Here is a 17349-nt window from a genome sequence, read left to right on the forward strand (position 1 = left end):
ATAAAACCAACAAGAAACGCTCTTCTACCTAACTCTTGTTTTATGACGCGCGGGAGCACGTATGTCTTCTTCATCTTCTGACGATCTCTCGCGCGCGGCGCTTGCCTATCATCGCCTTCCCAGGCCGGGTAAGCTCGAAATCCAGGCCACCAAGCCGCTCGCTAACCAGCGCGATCTGGCGCTGGCCTATTCGCCGGGCGTGGCGGCGCCGTGTCTCGCGATTGCTGCCGACCCCAATGAAGCGGCGTCGCTGACCTCACGCGCCAATCTCGTGGCTGTCGTCTCCAACGGCACGGCCGTGCTTGGTCTCGGCAATATCGGACCGCTGGCCTCGAAGCCGGTGATGGAAGGCAAGGCGGTCCTGTTCAAGAAATTCGCCGGCATTGATGTGTTTGACATCGAAATCGCCGCCGACACCATCGAGCGCGTGGTCGAGGTCGTCTCGGCGCTGGAGCCGACCTTCGGTGGCATCAACCTTGAGGACATCAAGGGTCCGGAGTGTTTCGAGATTGAGGCGCAACTCAAGGAGCGCATGAAGATCCCGGTGTTCCACGACGACCAGCATGGCACGGCCATCATCGTTGGCGCCGCAATCAAGAATGCGTTGCTGCTGAACGGCAAGGATATCAAGAACGTCAAGATCGTCTGCTCTGGTGCTGGCGCTGCAGCGATCGCCTGTCTCAATCTTCTGGTGTCGCTCGGCGCGCAGAAAAAGAACATCTGGGTCTGCGATATCGACGGTGTCGTGCATGAAGGCCGCAACACGCTGATGGATCGCTGGAAGGCGGTCTATGCGCAGAAGACTGATGCGCGCGTGCTGGGCGATGTCATCGCCGGCGCCGATATTTTCCTGGGCGTCTCAGCTCCGGGAGTGCTGAAGCCCGAGATGGTCAAGGCGATGGCTGACAAGCCGCTGGTGATGGCACTGGCCAATCCGACGCCGGAGATCATGCCGGACGAAGCGCGCAAGGCGCGCCCGGACGCGATGATCTGCACCGGCCGGTCGGACTTTCCGAACCAGGTCAACAACGTCCTCTGTTTCCCGTTCATCTTCCGCGGCGCACTCGATTGCGGGGCGACGGCGATCAATGAGGCGATGAAGATCGCTGCCGTCGATGCCATCGCGCAGCTTGCGCAAGACCCGCCGTCGGATGCTGTGACCGCCGGCTTCGACAACGAGACCCAAGGTTTCGGCCCGGGCTCGCTGATCCCGAGCCCGTTCGATCCGCGTCTGATCCTTCGTATCGCGCCTGCGGTCGCCAAAGCGGCGATGGAATCCGGCGTGGCCTCGCGCCCGATCGCCAATTTCGAGGAATACACCGCAGGTCTCGAGCGTTTCGCATTCCGCTCCGGTCTGGTGATGAAGCCGGTCTTTGCGAAGGCAAAGACCCAGCCGGTGCGCGTGATCTATGCCGAAGGCGAAGACGAGCGCGTGTTGCGCGCCGTGCAGGTCGTGCTGGAGGAGAAGCTGGCGCGCCCGATTCTCGTTGGTCGCCCGTCGGTCGTGGAAGCGCGCATCAAGCGCTTTGGCCTGTCGATCAAGCCAGGGCAGGATTTTGACCTCATCAATCCTGAGGACGATCCGCGCTATCGTTCCTACGTGCAGTCCTATATCGATGTCGCCGGCCGTCGCGGCGTGACGCCGGATGCGGCACGCACGGTCGTCCGCACCAATGCGACGGTGATCGCCGCGCTCGCCGTGATCCGCGGCGAGGCGGATGCCATGATCTGCGGCGTCGAAGGCCGCTACATGAGCCATCTGCGCCATGTGCGCGAGATCGTCGGCTTCCTGCCGGGCGTCAGCGATTTTGCAGCGCTGTCGCTGATGATCACCAGCAAGGGTGCGCATTTCATCGCCGATACGCAGGTGCGACCGAATCCGAGCGCGGAAGAACTCGCGGAAATCGCGGCGCTCGCTGCGAACCACGTGCAACGCTTCGCCATGAAGCCGAAGATCGCTTTCGTGTCGCATTCTGACTTCGGCAGCTACGACACGGACTCTTCGCGCAAGATGCGCCGCGCCGCGGCATTGCTGCGTGAGAAGCATCCGGAAATCGAGTCCGATGGCGAAATGCAGGGCGACACCGCGCTGTCGGAAGCGGCCCGCAAGATCGTGCTCCCGCATTCGAAGCTCGAAGGCTCGGCGAATGTCCTCATCATGCCGACGCTCGATGCCGCCAATGTCGCCTATCAGATGATCAAGACGCTGGGCGATGCGCTCCCGGTCGGCCCGATCCTGATCGGCCCGGCGCGTCCGGCGCATATCCTGACGCCGGGGGTGACAGCGCGTGGTATCCTCAACATGACAGCCGTGGCCGCCGTTGAAGCGCAGGAGCGGGCAGGGCGTCCGCAGGCGAGCCTGTTCGGCTAGCGCGTTCAGTCAGCCTCGCGCTGGCTGGATGCTTACCCGGCCATTGCGCTTTTGGATAGTTCGCCGATCTGAAAAGCATCGCGACAAATGGATGACGCCAACGAGGTCATCCATTTGTTCGTTTGAAAAATGTGGTGGAATGATCATACTCGTCACGTATTTCGACAAGTATTCATTGCAGTCCAGCGAGGCCGACCAATGCCAGCGTTTATTACTTTCGGGCGCATTCTCTTTGCCGTGATCTTCATTGCGTCCGGGGCATCCAAGTTTCTCGACCTCAGCGCAACGGCAGATGCGATCGCGAACAAGGTTATCCCGACGATCCCCGCGATGGTGACGCCCTATGCGACGCAGCTCGAGGGGTTGGCGGGCATGGAATTGAAACAGATTCTCGCGATCGCCATTGCAACACTGGAACTGATTGGCGGTATCTTCGTCGCGCTGAACCTGGGCGCGCGCTTCTTCGCCCTGGTGCTGGTGCTGTTCGTGATGGCCGCGACGTTCTACTTCCACGACTTCTGGAACCTGACCGGTCCTGAGGCCAAGAACCAGATGATCCACGCGCTGAAGAACCTGTCGCTGATCGGTGGCCTCTTCATGATCGCCGGTATCGGCCGCAGCGCGCGGCTGCCGGGTGGCTACAACGAAGTGTAGTCCTCGTTCAGGTTACTCGCCGCCAGGCCGTTACTGTGACTTCATGTGCGGCGTCGAGGATCTGAACCTCGCTCGCTTGCAGGCCGTGACCGGAGAGAATGTCCTGCGGCGATCGTTCGGGGACGCCAGGGAAACATCCTTCGCCGCCGGGCAGGCGGACATGCGGGGCCTGCGACAACCAGAATACGTCGATACGGTCAAAGAACATCTCGAACACGCTGGGGCCGCCGATGATGGCGACGGTACCGGCATGAATGTTCGCGTGTGCGCAAGCGTCTTCGAAGGATGCACCGACTGGATTCCACAGCGTGGCTTTGTTGTTCGTGGGATCGGGCTCTACAGCAGCGATGCTGCGGCTGACGATGATGCGCTTCCGCTTTGGTGAGTTTGGCTGATCCTCGAATGAATGTTTCCCGTGTACGATAAGGTCGGCGCGGTCGAGACCGGCGGTGAAAAAGGCGAGGTCGCCGGGAAATTTGAGGGTATCGGGCATCACCCCGCTGGCGTCGGCGAGCATGCCGTCCGCCGAGACAATGACGTAACCGTTGAATCGAAATGCGGGCATTGGAGGTGCAGACGAATCCTGATTATTCCGCGACCGTCTGAACGACGCTGTTGACAGGGCGTGAGCTCACGGTCGGCAGCTTGGCGTCCTTGACGATGGCTTCGTCATAGGAGGCGATGGTTTGGACGGGGGCCTTGGCGCGCATATGCACGACCTTGTAGCCACCGGCCTTGAGCTTGCGCAGCAGGGTCGGCAGCGCCTCGGCGGTGTGCTTCTGGAAGTCGTGCATCAGGATGATGCCCTTGCCGAGCTTGTCGAGCTTGGTCATCACATTGGTGATGACCTGTTCGGACTTGCGCGTCTTGAAGTCGAAGGAGTCGATGTCGCAGGAGAAGATCGCCATGTTACGGGTGCCGAGATAGGTCACGATTTCCGGCGGATGCTGCAGCGCCGGCGCGCGGAAGAACGGTGCAGGTGCACTGCCGAGCGCCCATTTCACGGCGCTGAAGCCCTTTTCGATTTCATCGATGCGCTGCTGCTCGGTCAGCTTCTTGCTGGTCAGCGCGATATGGGCCCAAGTGTGTCCACCGACGGTATGGCCGGCGGCCGCGACCTGCTTGAGGATTTCCGGATGGTAGGTCGCATGCTTGCCGATCGGGAAGAACACGCCCTTGGTGCATTCGTCGGCCAACGCTTTCAGCACTGCAGGCGTGTTTACCGGCCATGGGCCGTCGTCGAAGGTCAGCACCACTTCCTTGTCACGCAGGAAGTCGAGCTGTTTGAAATGCTCGAAGCCGAAGCCTGGACCACCCGTCGTGTCGATCTCGACAGTGCGGCTGATGCCGAGTGCATCGGGATTGGCGCAGGTGGATTTGGCGGGAACAGGCGCGGCCGCGGGGGCCGGCGCGGGTATTGCCGCCGGGGCTCCAACAGCGGCCTTGGGCGCCTGCGCCTGTGCGCTTGCTGCCCACAATGAAACCGCGCTCGCAAAAATCAGACCTGCCGCACTGCGCATCTCGTTCCCCTTGACCTGCGACCAACGTCGTCAGCGAGGTAGCCGGGCTGATCCAGATGGTTGTGACCACAATTCTAGCGCGATTTCAGGCGGTACCGCTATGGCAACGGCCTTTATCCCCAGTCAGCGCCGGGATCGACATTGAACCGCTCAAGCGGCGGTAAGGGCGCGTCCGACGGCGGTCTTGATGCGTGTATCGGTCGGTTCGAATTCGGAGGCAAAGGAGTCGGTGAGGTAGCCATCGCGGCCAACCAGATATTTATGAAAATTCCAGCGCGGCAGGTCGCGCGGCCGTGCCTCTGCCGCCCATTTGTAAAACGGATGCGCGTTCGGTCCCTTCACGACGGTCTTGGCGGCTATCGGGAAGCCGATACCGAAATGTCCCTCGGTAATGTCGGCGATCTCCTTTGCGCCGCCCGGCTCCTGCCCACCAAAGTCGTTGGAAGGCACGCCGATGATCATCAACCCACGCTCGCGGAACTCGGTCCACAGCGTTTGCAGCCCGGCATATTGTGGCGTGAAGCCGCATTGCGATGCGGTGTTGACCACCATGATCGGGCGCCCCGCGTAATCGGTAAGTTTTATGTCGCCGCCTTTGAGGCCGGGAAACGAGAAGCCATAGGCGGTCATGCGGCTTACGGCGCCTTGCGCCGATGCCCGACGTGGCAATGCAGCGACAGCTGCTGCGCCGAGTATCGTTGTCAGTATTTGCCTGCGATCGATCATCGCCATCGTCGTAGTCCAGCCTGTTGCGCCTGCAGAGTAGCGTCATCTCTCGGATGACGCACTCAACAAGCTGTTACAAGGCCTGGGCTAACGAGGTTAGCGTAGTGGCACCACGAATTCTGTGCCCTGACCGGTTTCGCCGCCGGCAGCGATGCCCTGATCGGAGACCACGATGGAGCCGCCACTCGCGAGCGCGTCGGTGATCTGGGCCATGGCATCCGCCGGAATGCTCAGGCGGTCGAGCGCTTCGGCGGCGCTGTTTGGCAGCGGCCGGGTTTTCACTTCAACCGCACCGGTGGATTTGCGGCGGCGCGAGACATTGTCGTCCTCGTCGGCGCGACGCGGGACGGCAGGCAACGACACGGCGGTCCAGTGAAACGCCTTGGCGTCATCCTTGTCGGTGCGGGCGGTAAAGATGTGAGTGCCGAGCGGGCGATCGCTGGGCTTGATAGCGATCGGCGTCTCGAACAGCGGCGCGAAATTCTGTCGCACATAGAGCTTGCCGTCCTTGCCGCTGACCAGCACGGCGATCTGGCCGATACGCTTCGGCGTCGCATCGGCAGCAGGCGCCGCAGGCATCTCGGCCTTGGCTGAATCGGCGGGGCGCGTTTCGTCCTTTTTGGTGTCGAGCATGGGGGCAGTGATCGGTGTCGCGCCAGGCTTTAAGACGTCTGCCTTTGCAACTTCAGACTTCGGTGCTTCCGTCTTGGCAACCTCAATCTTGGCTGGTGCTTCCGCGACGGTCTCAACCGATTTGACCTCGGGTGTCGGCAATTCGACGACTTTGGCAATCGCGGCGTCGAGATCGCGGCGCGTCATGATTTCGGGCTCCGCCGTTTTGATGGCGCTCTCGATCTTTGCGGGGGCAGCGTCAGACATTACGGTCTTTGGCGCTGGCGGCGTCATCGCGTTGCTGGCGTCGGCGGTCTGGGTCTTGTCCTGGATCTTGGCGCGCTCGGTGGCCGACGTCTTCAGGCCGAGATTCTCGGGCTTGGCATCCGCAGAGACCTTGTCGGCCTTCGGTGTCGCTTGGACATCCTGAGGCGCTGCCGCGGCGACCGGAACCGGCGCTGGCTTCTGAGCAGCGAGGAGGGGGTGCGAAAATTCCGCGGGCGAGATTTCGCCGGGAGTGATGATCACGCGGGCTCCCATGCGGGTCCATCCCCAGATCCTGGTGGCAAAGGCCATCGGCATGCGGATGCAGCCATGGGAGGCTGGATAGCCCGGCAATGCGCCAGCATGCAGAGCGATGCCCGACCAGGTGATCCGCTGCATGTAAGGCATCGGCGCGCCGCTATAGATGTTTGATTTATGCCATTTGTTCTTCTGGATGATGCTGAACACGCCCATCGGTGTCGAATGGCCACGCATGCCCGTCGAGACCGGCGTTTCCGCGAACAGGCCATTGGCATCAAACACCCGCAGCGTTTGCCGCTCGATCGAGATGTTGATCACCAGCGGCCCGACCGGCTTGGCGTGTTCCTTGACCTGTTTCTCGAGTTTGGCGCCAAGGCGCTTCAGCTTTTTCTGGCGCTGCTGCGGCTGCGGCGCCGGCGGTTCGATCTCCCGCATGATCATCGGGTTTTCGTCGGTCCAGAACACTGCAGCACTGGCAGGTGTCGCCGCGGCCAAACCGGCCATGGCGACGAGCGCGATTCGCAAGAAACTGCTGGAGAAAATCGTGCTGCTCAGAAAACGGCTCTTGTCCGCCGGTTCACGCGACAACTGAAATGCACCCACGCCCGGTATCCTCGAATCCATCTGAAAACATTAGTCTCGCAGACGCGAGATGGGTTCACCAGCACGACTGATCTGGCTACCGCTGAGTCGGGACTAGGGTAGCAAAAAAGCCTCACATTGAATTAACGGCAGCCGATCGCGGCTTCCGAATCCGGTTGGAATGCCTACATATTTCAAATCGCTCACGGAGAGTTGCATGACGTTTAATGGATCTGGCGCGCTGACCAAGGCGCTGCGGCGCAGCGTTATGGCGCTTTCGGCACTGGCAGTGTTCGCTTCTATCCCGGCCCAGGCTGCGGATGAGCCGGATCTGATCTTCCGGCGCTCCACCGTGTTCAAATGGATCAGTCCCAACGACAAGCTGGCGACGTACGGCGTCGACGATCCCGAGGTCGAGGGTGTCGCCTGTCACTTCACGGTGCCTGAAAAGGGCGGCTTCAAGGGATGGCTTGGTCTGGCCGAGGAGGTCTCGGACATATCGCTGGCCTGTCGGCAGATCGGCCCGATCAAGTTCAAGGCCAAGAGCGATCAAGGTGAGGACATGTTCCGGCAGCGCCGGTCGCTCTTCTTCAAGAAGATGCAGATCGTCCGCGGCTGCGACGCCAAGCGAAACGTGCTGGTCTATATGGTGTACTCGGACAGGATCATCGAAGGTTCGCCGAAGAACTCGACGTCATCGGTTCCGATCATGCCTTGGGGGCAGGCGGATGCCATCGAGAAATGCGGCGACTTCATCAAATAGCGGCATCAGTCGATCAGGATCGATAGGCTGCCGCTATTCGACCGGGTGAGTCATTGTGCGCTTCGTACGAAGACGGTCCCAGGACTGTCGGGACTGCGGGTCGCGGTGGCCCACGAGCTGCACAAGCTTCTGCGGATAGCATTCGTTGCCGTGCGAGCCGTAGCCTTGCTGCGACATGGCGCCCTGGCATGTTGCGCGCGGGCGGACCGTGGAGATGAGTGGCCGTCCGGATGCGCTGATCGGGGTATCCTTGCCAACGTCGTTGTTGCCAGTTCCCACGACTGCATTCCTTCTCTTCGAGGTGAACAGAAACGCGCAGTCGCCTGAAAAGGTTGCATACGCTCTCCTGAAGTCGCTTTAGCTCCGTTTCAGTTCAATTTTGTTAAAGGCGTGCGACAGCCAGACGAACTTTCAAGACATCCTTTCCAAGGCGTTTGCAGATTTGCCGCCCGGATTGTGTCGTCGGCATGGGCGTCACGAAATAATTCAGCAGGGGACGAAACCATTTTCCTCTTGGGCCGCAGACGTGCCGAAACCGCCATTGGCTATCCATTTGCCAACGACATGGCGGACAGCGCTGCCAACCCGGAGACGTCAGATGCGCACCATCAGCTTCATCCTCGCTTTCGTCTTCTTCCTGGCAGGCCCGTCGATGGCCGGTTCCACCGATGGCAACTTGCCGGGTATCGGCACCTTCGCCTTTACCGGTTCGCCCGTGATCAGTGCAGCTGCGCCGATGGCTGTGGCCTACGCACGCTGATTTCGATCGCGGATGGACACCTGAGAAACAACAAGAAAAGTTTTGAAATGACTCGACCACGTCTTCTGACCGTTATCGCTGTTGCCGCCAGCCTTGCAGGCTCCGTTACGGGAAGTGCGGCGCAGGCGCAGATCTGGTCGTGGCGAAAACTACCGGACCAGCGTGGTGAGTTCGTCCGTCTGTGTTCGCCGCATATGGTTGGGCGCTGGGCGCATCCGGAAGAAGTTTGCGGCTGCCTGCACGACCACGCCGTGGCAACGGTGGAAGACACTGATTTGCGCGAGGCGCTGCTGCGCGGCATCAGCGAGCGCGGCGTGCCAACCATCGAGAAAGATTGGATTCCGGCATCGAAGCAGTCGATGATCAGCGCGACCTTCACGCAGATCGCCAAGCCGACCCTGCAATGCATGTATGATCCGGCGCCGCTGGATTGAACCGGTTAGTTAATGCTCGCGAGATCTTTTTGCGCCGTCCCGTCGCGCCAAAATGATCGCGGATTTCTATCTTTCCCTCTCGTCATCCCGTTACGGCCGATGATAGCGTTTTGCCTCACCATCGTTGGGTGAGGGGGATTCGCTATAAATTGGGCCGGCGGGAACCGAGGGATTTTTATGCGATTTGTTCTGATCTGTTTTTCTTGTGTATCAATATTTCTGACCGGCGCGGCACTGGCCGCAGACACCAGCACCCAGGAAACTAACAAGAAGGTTGTCGTCGAATTCTACGAAAAGGGCCTCAATCAAAAAGACTTCGAGGCGGCATCCAGATATTTCGGTCCGCGCTATGTTCAGCATAATCCCAATGCGGCTGACGGCATCGAGGGCTTCAAAGGCTTCATCGGTTTCCTGCGGGAGAAATTCCCGGACTCGCATAGCGAGATCAAGCAGGTGTTCGCCGACGGCGACTATGTGATCCTGCATGTCCACGCCGTGCGCGAGAAGGGCACGCGAGGCAACGCCATCATCGACATCTTCAAGCTGGAGAACGGCAAGATCGTCGAGCATTGGGATGCCGTTCAACCGATCCCGGAAAAGTCCGCCAACAGCAACGGCATGTTCTGATGGACATGGCCCGGCCCCAGCGTGACGATCGATTGGAAGGCAAGGTTGCCATCATTACCGGCGCGGGGTCCCGCGGAGACGGTATCGGCAACGGACGCGCCGCAGCGGTGCTGCTTGCGCGGCACGGCGCGCGTGTCGCGCTGGTCGATACCGACGTAGACGCCGCCGAGGAAACGGCGCGTTTGATCGCTGCGGAGGGCGGCGTCACGCAGATCTATGATGGCGATGTCAGCGACCGCGCGTCGTGCGAAGCGATCGTCGAACGCACCGTCGAAGGCTTCGGACGGCTGGACATCCTCGTCAACAATGTCGGCCTCACCGGGCCGCGCGGCGATGCCATCGAGGTCGATGATCTCGCCTGGGACAGTGCCATGCGGGTTAACGTCGCCTCGATGATGCTGATGGCGAAATATGCCATTCCGGAAATGATCAAGTCCGGCGGCGGCTCGATCATCAATCTGACGTCGATCGCCGGCCTGCGCGGTGGCCATCCGAGCCTGCTGTATCCGACGTCGAAATCGGCGGTGATCGGTCTCACCAGAGCGATGGCGGCACATCACGGCCGCGATGGCATTCGCGTCAACTGCATCGCTCCCGGCACGGTCTATACACCGATGGTGGCGTCGCGTGGCATGAGCGATGAGATGCGCAAGGCGCGCGCAGCTGGCACACTACTGGGCACCGAAGGGACCGGCTGGGATATCGGGTATGGTGTTCTGTTTCTTGCCAGCGACGAGGCGCGCTGGATCACAGGGATCACGCTGGCGATCGATGGCGGTGCGAGTGTGGGCCAGACCGGTTCACCGGTGCCGCCAAGCGAGCCGCTGCGGCACTGATGAGAATGTTTTGGACTCGCATATCTTGGACTACCGCGTCTTGGTGCCTGCGCGGGGAACGCATTTCCGAACTCGTGTGACACCAGACGTGCTCAGTGTCGTGCCGGAAACTTCCTTGATCTGGCCGGTCGGGCAAGAGCCGTCATCGACCTGAATGCGCTGGCCGAGGCGGAGACCGACAATGTCCTGTTCGCGACTGACCTGATCGATCGCCAGCGCCGGCGTTGTCAGCGCAAGCGAAGCCAGAATTCCTGATAGCCAGAGTGCCGAACGCATCGTGCGACCTTTGTTACTTGTTCTGGATCTTGAGGCCGTCGGGACCGACATTGATCTGCAGCCCGCTCGGTTCCTTCTTGGTCTGGTAGAGATTGTAGCCGAGCACGCCAATGCCGACGATCAGCGCGCCGATAATCAGATAGAGCACGTTGCGATTGCCGGACATCAAGCGGGTCTCCGTTGGGGGCAGATCTGCCTGCCGGGCATTCTGTCTGCCTTGATTGTAGGGATGTGCATCCGATTCTAGAAGCGCAGCGGTTGCCGGCATTGAGTGCCAGCCAGCCTCAAGTTCTAGACCCTGTGTGGGTTCCACGCGTCTTTGCCGCAGGCTTGCGGTCCGCGCGCAAACTCGCCGCTGTGGCTTTCGCCAGTCTTTCCGCCGATGTGACAAGCTCACGAATGGGATGGCCGGCGAAGCCGAGCACAAATCCCGGGGCTGGGCGAGCGCGCAGATAAGTGTCGGCCAGGAGCCAGCCTTCGACGCCGGCAGCGGCCTTGGCTTTGGCAGCTACCTCAAGCGGCGTTGTTGGCGCAAATTTCGCGACCAGATGCAGGCCCTGCGACGGCACGGGTACTGACAGCCGGCCGTCCGAAGCCTGCGTCAACGTCGCGGCCAGCGCATCGCGCGCCTCGCGATAGACGCCGCGCATCTTGCGCAGGTTGGCTGCGAAGGCACCTGAATTCAGCATATCCGCGACTGCGCCTTCCATCAGTGTACCGGGAAAGCGATCCATCGCCGCGCGCGCCGTCGTGACCGGACCGATCAGACGCTCGGGCAGGGCGCAGTAGCCTATGCGCAGGCCGGGAAACAGCGTCTTTGCGAAGGTGCCCATATAGATCACGCGCTGCAAATGATCGATGCCGGCCAGCGACAGCAGCGGCGCGCCGTCATAGCGAAACTCGCTGTCGTAATCGTCTTCGAACACAAAGGCATTTGCTTCGCGTGCCCAATCGAGCAGTTCGAGCCGACGTGGCATCGCCATCTGCACGCCCAATGGAAACTGATGCGATGGGGTCACATAGGCCGCACGCGCGTTCGGCGCGGCCGTGCGGCCTTTGGCGACGATCAGGCCGAAGTCATCGACCGGTACCGCCACCGGCCGCGCGCCGCAATGTTCGATCGATTTTCGGGCGGCAGGGTAACCGGGGTCTTCGCACCAGATCTGTTCGCCCGGCTTGAGAATGGCTGATAGCGCGATGCGCAGCCCGTGCTGCGTGCCCGATGTTAGCATGATCTGATCGGGATCGCAGCGCAGTCCGCGCGCCGACAGAAGATGATTGGCGATGGCGGTGCGCAGCTCGAAGCTGCCGCGCGGATCGCCGTAATGCAGATGCTCGCTACCGAAAGCGCGCAGGCGGCGGCCGGCGAAAGCGCGGAAACGGCGCAGTGCCTGTTCGTCGATATGAGTGCAGCCGAGGGCGAGCGTGCCGCGTTGAGGTGCATCAATGGCGATTGCCTTGGTCGGCTTGCTGTCGACCCGCGTCGGGATCCGTGCAGCGACGAAGGTGCCGGAGCCGACCCGCGCAACGGCAAGGCCGTCGGCGATCAACCGCTCATAGGCGTCGGTGACAGCGTTGCGCTGGAAGCCGGTTTGCTTTGCGAGAATGCGCGATGGGGGCAGCGCTGCACCGGGCTTGGCAACTCCGCCAGTGATGGCGTGGCACAGCGCCTGATAGAGCCGGTCCTGCGATGATGCGCCTTCAGTGATATGCGCGCCAGTGAGATCGAGCGGAAGCTCGGGTTTCGGAATTGGCTTCGCTGAATTGGTCGGAATTTTTCGCATGGAATTGGCACTATCGCAGACCAAATGCAGCGATACAACAATGTCGAACGCTTCCAATCGACAGGGAATTGCCGTGAGCACAGCCGAATCGAAGACCACTGAATCGACGAGCACCGACACGCCGTCTTACCCGCTCACGTCGCGCAACCGGGTGAAGCGACGCCACGATCGCGGCTTCTATGACCACGAGACCGTTCATAAAATTCTGGACGCGTCGATGATGTGCCACGTCTCCTACGTCATCGACGGCCAGCCCTACTGCACGCCGACATTCTTCTGGCGCGAAGGTACCAAGCTGTACTGGCACGGTAGCAGTGCCAGCCGTATGCTGAAGAACCAGACTGCGCAGCAACGCGTCTGTCTCACAGTCGCTTTTCTCGACAGCCTCGTGCTGGCGCGCTGCGGCTTCAATCATTCGGCGGACTACCGGGCGGTGATGGCGTTCGGAAACGCCTATCTGGTCACCGATCCGGATGAGAAGGAACGGGCGGGCATTGCGATGGTCGACCGGTTCTTTCCGGATCGTACCGCCAGTCTGCGCGAGACCACGGCGCAGGAGATGAAGGCAACGTCGTTCATCGCCATGGAGATCGAGGAAGCCTCGGCCAAAATCCGCGCCAAGGGCGTCGCCGATGACGACGAGGATTACGAGCTGCCGATTTATGCCGAGCGCATTCCGGTGAAGACGGTGATCGGTGCGCCAGAACCATGTCCGCGGCTGTTGCCCGGTGTCGAACGGCCGGCGTCCTTGCAAGCTTATTCGGAGGGCCGGCTGCTCGAAGATGCACTGACAGACACCTATTTTCTGCAATACCCGGAGGGGTAAGGGGCGAGCATCTCAGGATGACGGCGTCGGTGCTCGTGCCGATTATGGCCACAGCGCCGCGACGATCGCGTCCAGTCCGTCCGTCAATGCCGCTGGTCCCGGTTGCAGGATCAGCGGCGATTTGATTTCGACGATACGGTTGTCGCGGATTGCGGGAATCTTGTTCCAGCCCGGTCGCTGCCGGATTTTATCGGGCACAACCTTCTTGCCGCACCACGAGGCGAGGATCGCATCGGGAGCTGCTGCAATCACGTCGGCTGGTAAGACGACGCGATCCTTCGCCGCTTTCTGAAAACGCATCTGCGGAAATGCGTCTTCGCCGCCGGCGATCTCGATCAGTTCGGAGACCCAGCCAATTCCGGCAATCAGCGGATCGTCCCATTCCTCGAAATAGACGCGCGGCTTTGTCTGCCGCAAGTCTGCCGCAGCTTTGACGCTGGAAAGTCGCAGCTCAAACTGCGTTGCGAGTTGATTTGCGCGCTCGCTGGCACCGACCATCGCACCGAGCGTGCGGATCATCGCCAGAATGCCGGCGATGTCGCGCTGGTTGAACACGTGGACGGCGATGCCGGCGCGCGTCAGGTCTGCGGCGATTTCAGCCTGCAGATCGGAGAAGCACAGCACCAGGTCAGGATCGAGTGTGAGGATCTTCGGCACGTCAGCCGAGATGAATGCCGACACCCGCGGCTTCTCGCGGCGCACCTGCGGCGGCCGCACCGCGTAGCCGGAAACGCCGACGATGCGATCCTGCTCGCCGAGCAGATACAGCGTCTCCACGGTCTCTTCCGTAAGGCAGACGATCCGGCGTGGCGGGAAGTGGCGCATGATGCCGATATGCCTGTTAACAAAAGGCTTGTCACGGCATGGTGTTGTGTCGTGAAATTTCATCAAGTCCGCATGACGATGGGCGAGACAGACTGCAGGGAGATAATGCCAGCATGACGCCACTCGACAAGATCCACAGCCTCGCAATGCCGTTTTCCGTCTCGATGGGCGTGACCTTTACCGACGCCGACCTGGAGCGCGTCGTTGCCACGATGCTGGTGCGCGAGGACCTGTGCACGCTCGGCCATACGATCCACGGCGGCGCGGTGATGGCGCTCGCCGATGCGGTTGGTGCGGCGGCGACGGTCATCAATCTGCCGGAGGGCGCCAAAGGAACGACGACCATCGAGAGCAAGACCAATTTCACAGGCGGGGCGAAAGCAGGAAGCACCGTGCGCGCGATCGCAACACCGGTTCATCGGGGACGCAGAACGCAGGTGTGGCAAACCCGAATCGAGACCGATGAGGGCAAACTGGTGGGCATCGTGACGCAGACCCAACTGGTGCTGTAAGGCGGCGCGACGCACCTTAAGATTTTGTTAATCCTGGGATAATTGCATGGCTTACCTGCGGTGGGCGCTGGCAGGTGCGGCATCAACGCCCTTGTATTTCATGGTGCGTTGCACAATATAGGGTGTCTAGGGAATCGACGCTTTCCTCGAGGGCAACTTGAGGATTTTGACCATGTTAGACGCAGCTACCACCATCGCCATTTCGACTCGGGCTCCCGCCCGCGGTCACGTGCGTGTCCTTGCAGCCCGCGAGCTGCCGCTATTCCGCGATCATCTCTTGAGACTGGACCGCGAAAGCCGCCGCGATCGTTTCAACGGTTCGCTCGACGACGAATGGGTCGCGCGTTACGCCGAGAAATCCGTCAATACCGGCACCGTCATTCTTGTTTACTTCGAGGACGGCATCGTGCGCGGCGCCGCTGAACTGCATCAGGCTGATCTGTCGACGGACTCTCTGCCCGAGATTGCCTTCAGTGTTGAATCGATCGTGCGCCGCAAGGGCGTCGGCAGCATCCTGTTCACCAAGCTGATCGCGAAGGCGCGATCGATGGGCTATGCGAAGCTGCGCATTACCACCGGCGCGCAGAACGATGCGATGCGTGCGCTGGCCAACAAGTTCGGTGCGCACCTGTCGTTCCGCCATGGCGAATCCACGGGCATCATAGACCTGCGCGATCCCATGGGGGCAGGACTCGTGGCCGAGCCGAAGAAGACCTCGGCGCTCGATGTGGCGCGCGCGGTGGCCGATTATAACCGGGCCTATTGGGGTCTGTGGCTGAAGCTCGCCGGCTGGGGCAAGTCTTGAACAGGTAAGTCTTGAACAGGAAGTCATCCTGAGCAACGAACCATAGTAAGCAAAGAAAAAGGCCTCGTGATGAACGAGGCCTTTTTGTTGCTTGCGGGCAGGGCGCCCGGCGCTCAGATGCGCTTGTCGTTGCCGAATTTGCGCGTCACGCGACGCTCCACGACCACCGAACGCTGAGCGCCTTGCTCGCCTGCGATGACGCGGGTCACGCGCAGCGTGCCGGTCACGGTCGAGCGATTGGCCTTCTTCACTTCAGCCTGCACGGCGTCGAACGGCATACCCATCAGCGATGCGGCGATTTCCGCCTGCTGATCGAGGTCCTCGGTGATGCCCATCGCGGCGAAGATGGCTTCTTCCAGGGTCGGGGGATCGCGTCGCACACGGCGCGTTCCATATTTCGTGTTCCAGTCTTCGCTCATCGCTCGCCTCAGTGTTGATTTGCGATACCTAAGGGAGTGGTTGTTGCATTGCAATATGGAACTGCCGCGACAAAGCAGCCATGCAAACTTGTTCCCGGAAAATTAGAAAGAGTTTGGTCGGTAGCTTTATGACAAAGTAGATGGCGGGGCGGTATCCCGCTGGGGTTGCGGCCAGCGTTTCAGCGCCGCGTGACCGGCATCGGTGAGTGCATAGGTGCCGCGTGCTGGACTTTCGAACCAGCCATAGACGTTACGATGCAGGATCTTCTGCGCATCCGGATAATCAGGCGTGAGCTCGCGCACCTTGCGCGGACCGACGACAAGCATCGCAGCGCAGGCCAGCGCCTGTTGGCGATAGGCCGTCATGATCGGCGCGCGGGTGCTGCCGCCGAGCGCAGGATCGCCCTGACGCTTCTTGTGTTCAGTGATGAGGCGTGAGCGCTTCTTCGGATTGCGTCGTGGTGCGATGGTGGCAGGTGCGACGAGAACCTCGACGCCGCCGGCTTCGGTAACTCCCAGCATGCCGAAACCGAGTCTGCGGCACAGGTTGCGGTAGCGCGCATCGCTCTCTCGGCCCTTGCCCTTGATCGAAAGCTTGGCCGCGACCCAGACTTCATCGCTAGCGCTGGCGCGATCGACGGCCTGCAGGATTAGTTCGAGATTGAAGCTGAGCTTGAGTTCGCCGATCACCACGATTGGCGGATCGTCGCCATTCAGCGCTACCAGATCGCAGCCCGATATCTCGCCTTTGACGCTAAAGCCAAGGCCTTCGAGAAAGCGTTTCACCGGCAGATAGAGCGAGGTTTCCAAAATCGAATGTCCGAGTCGAGGTCCATGAGGCGATGCGTCGCTGCAACCGCGACTCACCGTTGGAGTTTATCCGGGTTGGCGCGTGGCAACACCCGAGGCGCCTCATCCTTGTGCGATCGGAGCCATCACGTGAAGACCCTTCTGGAAATGTCGGACAGCTTTCGTCTGTTGCCGCATCTGATTGCCATGTCGATCGCCTATGTTCTGGCACTGCCGATCGGCTGGAATCGCGAGCGTGCCGAGCGCAGCGCGGGGCTGCGGACATTTCCGCTGGTGGCGCTCGCCACCTGCGGCATCGTTCAGGCCACCGAAGGTATTCTGAGTGCTCATCCCGAAGGCACGGCGCGCATCATCGAAGGCCTGATGACCGGTATGGGCTTTATCGGCGGCGGCGCGATTCTGAAGGACAACGGCTCGGTGCGCGGTACCGCCACGGCTGCGAGTTTATGGGCCACAGGCGCGACCGGCGCCGCCGTTGGCCTCGGCGCCTACGACGTGGCAGTTGTCATTTCGCTGTTCACCTTCCTGACGCTTTGGCTCCTGGTGCCCTTCAAGCAGGAAGGGCCAAAATCAGAAGAGGGCATGACGAAGCCTCGCAGCGAAATATGAGCGATAAAATACCGGTGCCGGCGCAATTCTGTGAGGGTTAACCTCGATTCGCCCGATTTCGCCGGCACATGGC

The 17349-nt window shown here is 61.0% G+C and carries 21 protein-coding genes; 11 read left to right on the plus strand and 10 right to left on the minus strand.

All coding sequences use genetic code 11. The features are described from left to right. The first annotated feature begins 61 nt into the window (after positions 1-61). Both CIW50_RS17205 and CIW50_RS17210 read left to right on the plus strand, forming a co-directional pair. On the plus strand, positions 62-2371 hold the full coding sequence (locus CIW50_RS17205) for an NADP-dependent malic enzyme (protein WP_149532422.1): 2310 nt from the start codon (positions 62-64) through the stop codon (positions 2369-2371). A gap of 198 nt (positions 2372-2569) precedes the next feature. Beyond that, a complete protein-coding gene (locus tag CIW50_RS17210) occupies positions 2570-3025 on the plus strand; it encodes a DoxX family protein (RefSeq protein ID WP_149532423.1) in 456 nt (151 codons plus the stop codon). A 7-nt stretch (positions 3026-3032) separates the two neighbouring features. On the opposite strand, the gene CIW50_RS17215 is transcribed toward CIW50_RS17210, so the two are convergent. From CIW50_RS17215 to CIW50_RS17230, 4 genes are all read right to left on the minus strand, one after another. Next, positions 3033-3542 (minus strand): dihydrofolate reductase, encoded by a 510-nt coding sequence (locus CIW50_RS17215; protein WP_246664305.1) that lies wholly within the window; start codon positions 3540-3542, stop codon positions 3033-3035. Between the two features lie 70 nt (positions 3543-3612). Then, positions 3613-4545: a polysaccharide deacetylase family protein gene (locus CIW50_RS17220; protein WP_149532425.1), complete on the minus strand. Its 933-nt coding sequence runs from the start codon at positions 4543-4545 to the stop codon at positions 3613-3615. 150 nt (positions 4546-4695) lie between these two features. Continuing rightward, on the minus strand, positions 4696-5271 hold the full coding sequence (locus CIW50_RS17225) for a glutathione peroxidase (protein WP_149532522.1): 576 nt from the start codon (positions 5269-5271) through the stop codon (positions 4696-4698). A gap of 96 nt (positions 5272-5367) precedes the next feature. Continuing rightward, positions 5368-6912, minus strand: a complete 1545-nt coding sequence (locus CIW50_RS17230; protein ID WP_246664330.1) for a L,D-transpeptidase — start codon at positions 6910-6912, stop codon at positions 5368-5370. Between the two features lie 346 nt (positions 6913-7258). Here CIW50_RS17230 and CIW50_RS17235 point away from each other — a divergent pair, with 346 nt between their 5' ends. From CIW50_RS17235 to CIW50_RS17255, 5 genes are all read left to right on the plus strand, one after another. Beyond that, positions 7259-7753, plus strand: coding sequence for a CreA family protein (locus CIW50_RS17235; protein WP_246664331.1), 495 nt, complete (start codon positions 7259-7261; stop codon positions 7751-7753). Between the two features lie 598 nt (positions 7754-8351). Beyond that, a complete protein-coding gene (locus CIW50_RS29085; RefSeq protein ID WP_172980358.1) occupies positions 8352-8513 on the plus strand; it encodes a hypothetical protein in 162 nt (53 codons plus the stop codon). A gap of 47 nt (positions 8514-8560) precedes the next feature. Next, positions 8561-8947: a hypothetical protein gene (locus CIW50_RS17245; protein ID WP_149532428.1), complete on the plus strand. Its 387-nt coding sequence runs from the start codon at positions 8561-8563 to the stop codon at positions 8945-8947. 177 nt (positions 8948-9124) lie between these two features. After that, a complete protein-coding gene (locus CIW50_RS17250; protein WP_149532429.1) occupies positions 9125-9574 on the plus strand; it encodes a nuclear transport factor 2 family protein in 450 nt (149 codons plus the stop codon). A 5-nt stretch (positions 9575-9579) separates the two neighbouring features. After that, positions 9580-10410 (plus strand): SDR family NAD(P)-dependent oxidoreductase, encoded by an 831-nt coding sequence (locus tag CIW50_RS17255; protein ID WP_149532430.1) that lies wholly within the window; start codon positions 9580-9582, stop codon positions 10408-10410. Between the two features lie 30 nt (positions 10411-10440). On the opposite strand, the gene CIW50_RS17260 is transcribed toward CIW50_RS17255, so the two are convergent. From CIW50_RS17260 to pdxR, 3 genes are all read right to left on the minus strand, one after another. After that, entirely contained in the window at positions 10441-10686 is a 246-nt protein-coding gene (locus tag CIW50_RS17260; protein WP_149532431.1) for a DUF6719 family protein, read from the minus strand. A gap of 13 nt (positions 10687-10699) precedes the next feature. After that, positions 10700-10852 carry a hypothetical protein gene (locus CIW50_RS29090; protein ID WP_165826841.1) on the minus strand — a complete coding sequence of 51 codons (153 nt, stop codon included), beginning with the start codon at positions 10850-10852 and terminating at the stop codon, positions 10700-10702. A gap of 118 nt (positions 10853-10970) precedes the next feature. After that, the gene (gene pdxR / locus CIW50_RS17265) at positions 10971-12470 is read right to left on the minus strand and encodes a MocR-like pyridoxine biosynthesis transcription factor PdxR (RefSeq protein ID WP_149532432.1); all 1500 of its coding nucleotides are present in this window, start codon (positions 12468-12470) and stop codon (positions 10971-10973) included. Positions 12471-12543: 73 nt separating this feature from the next. On the opposite strand from pdxR, the gene CIW50_RS17270 reads away from it, so the two are divergent. Then, positions 12544-13296: a pyridoxamine 5'-phosphate oxidase family protein gene (locus CIW50_RS17270; protein WP_246664306.1), complete on the plus strand. Its 753-nt coding sequence runs from the start codon at positions 12544-12546 to the stop codon at positions 13294-13296. Between the two features lie 42 nt (positions 13297-13338). On the opposite strand, the gene CIW50_RS17275 is transcribed toward CIW50_RS17270, so the two are convergent. Next, a complete protein-coding gene (locus CIW50_RS17275) occupies positions 13339-14121 on the minus strand; it encodes a cobalamin-binding protein (RefSeq protein ID WP_149532434.1) in 783 nt (260 codons plus the stop codon). A gap of 113 nt (positions 14122-14234) precedes the next feature. Here CIW50_RS17275 and CIW50_RS17280 point away from each other — a divergent pair, with 113 nt between their 5' ends. Then, the gene (locus CIW50_RS17280) at positions 14235-14633 is read left to right on the plus strand and encodes a PaaI family thioesterase (protein ID WP_149532435.1); all 399 of its coding nucleotides are present in this window, start codon (positions 14235-14237) and stop codon (positions 14631-14633) included. Between the two features lie 172 nt (positions 14634-14805). Next, entirely contained in the window at positions 14806-15438 is a 633-nt protein-coding gene (locus CIW50_RS17285) for a GNAT family N-acetyltransferase (protein ID WP_149532436.1), read from the plus strand. Between the two features lie 113 nt (positions 15439-15551). Here CIW50_RS17285 and CIW50_RS17290 read toward each other — a convergent pair whose 3' ends face one another. Together CIW50_RS17290 and CIW50_RS17295 are read right to left on the minus strand one after the other, a co-directional pair. Beyond that, positions 15552-15857 (minus strand): hypothetical protein, encoded by a 306-nt coding sequence (locus CIW50_RS17290; RefSeq protein WP_149532437.1) that lies wholly within the window; start codon positions 15855-15857, stop codon positions 15552-15554. Between the two features lie 126 nt (positions 15858-15983). Then, positions 15984-16667 carry a DUF2161 domain-containing phosphodiesterase gene (locus CIW50_RS17295; protein WP_149532438.1) on the minus strand — a complete coding sequence of 228 codons (684 nt, stop codon included), beginning with the start codon at positions 16665-16667 and terminating at the stop codon, positions 15984-15986. 129 nt (positions 16668-16796) lie between these two features. Here CIW50_RS17295 and CIW50_RS17300 point away from each other — a divergent pair, with 129 nt between their 5' ends. Then, positions 16797-17276: an MgtC/SapB family protein gene (locus CIW50_RS17300; RefSeq protein WP_246664307.1), complete on the plus strand. Its 480-nt coding sequence runs from the start codon at positions 16797-16799 to the stop codon at positions 17274-17276. The last annotated feature ends 73 nt before the right edge of the window (positions 17277-17349 follow it).

Origin of the sequence: Tardiphaga sp. P9-11 (assembly GCF_008329525.1) — a bacterium.
Classification (GTDB): domain Bacteria; phylum Pseudomonadota; class Alphaproteobacteria; order Rhizobiales; family Xanthobacteraceae; genus Tardiphaga.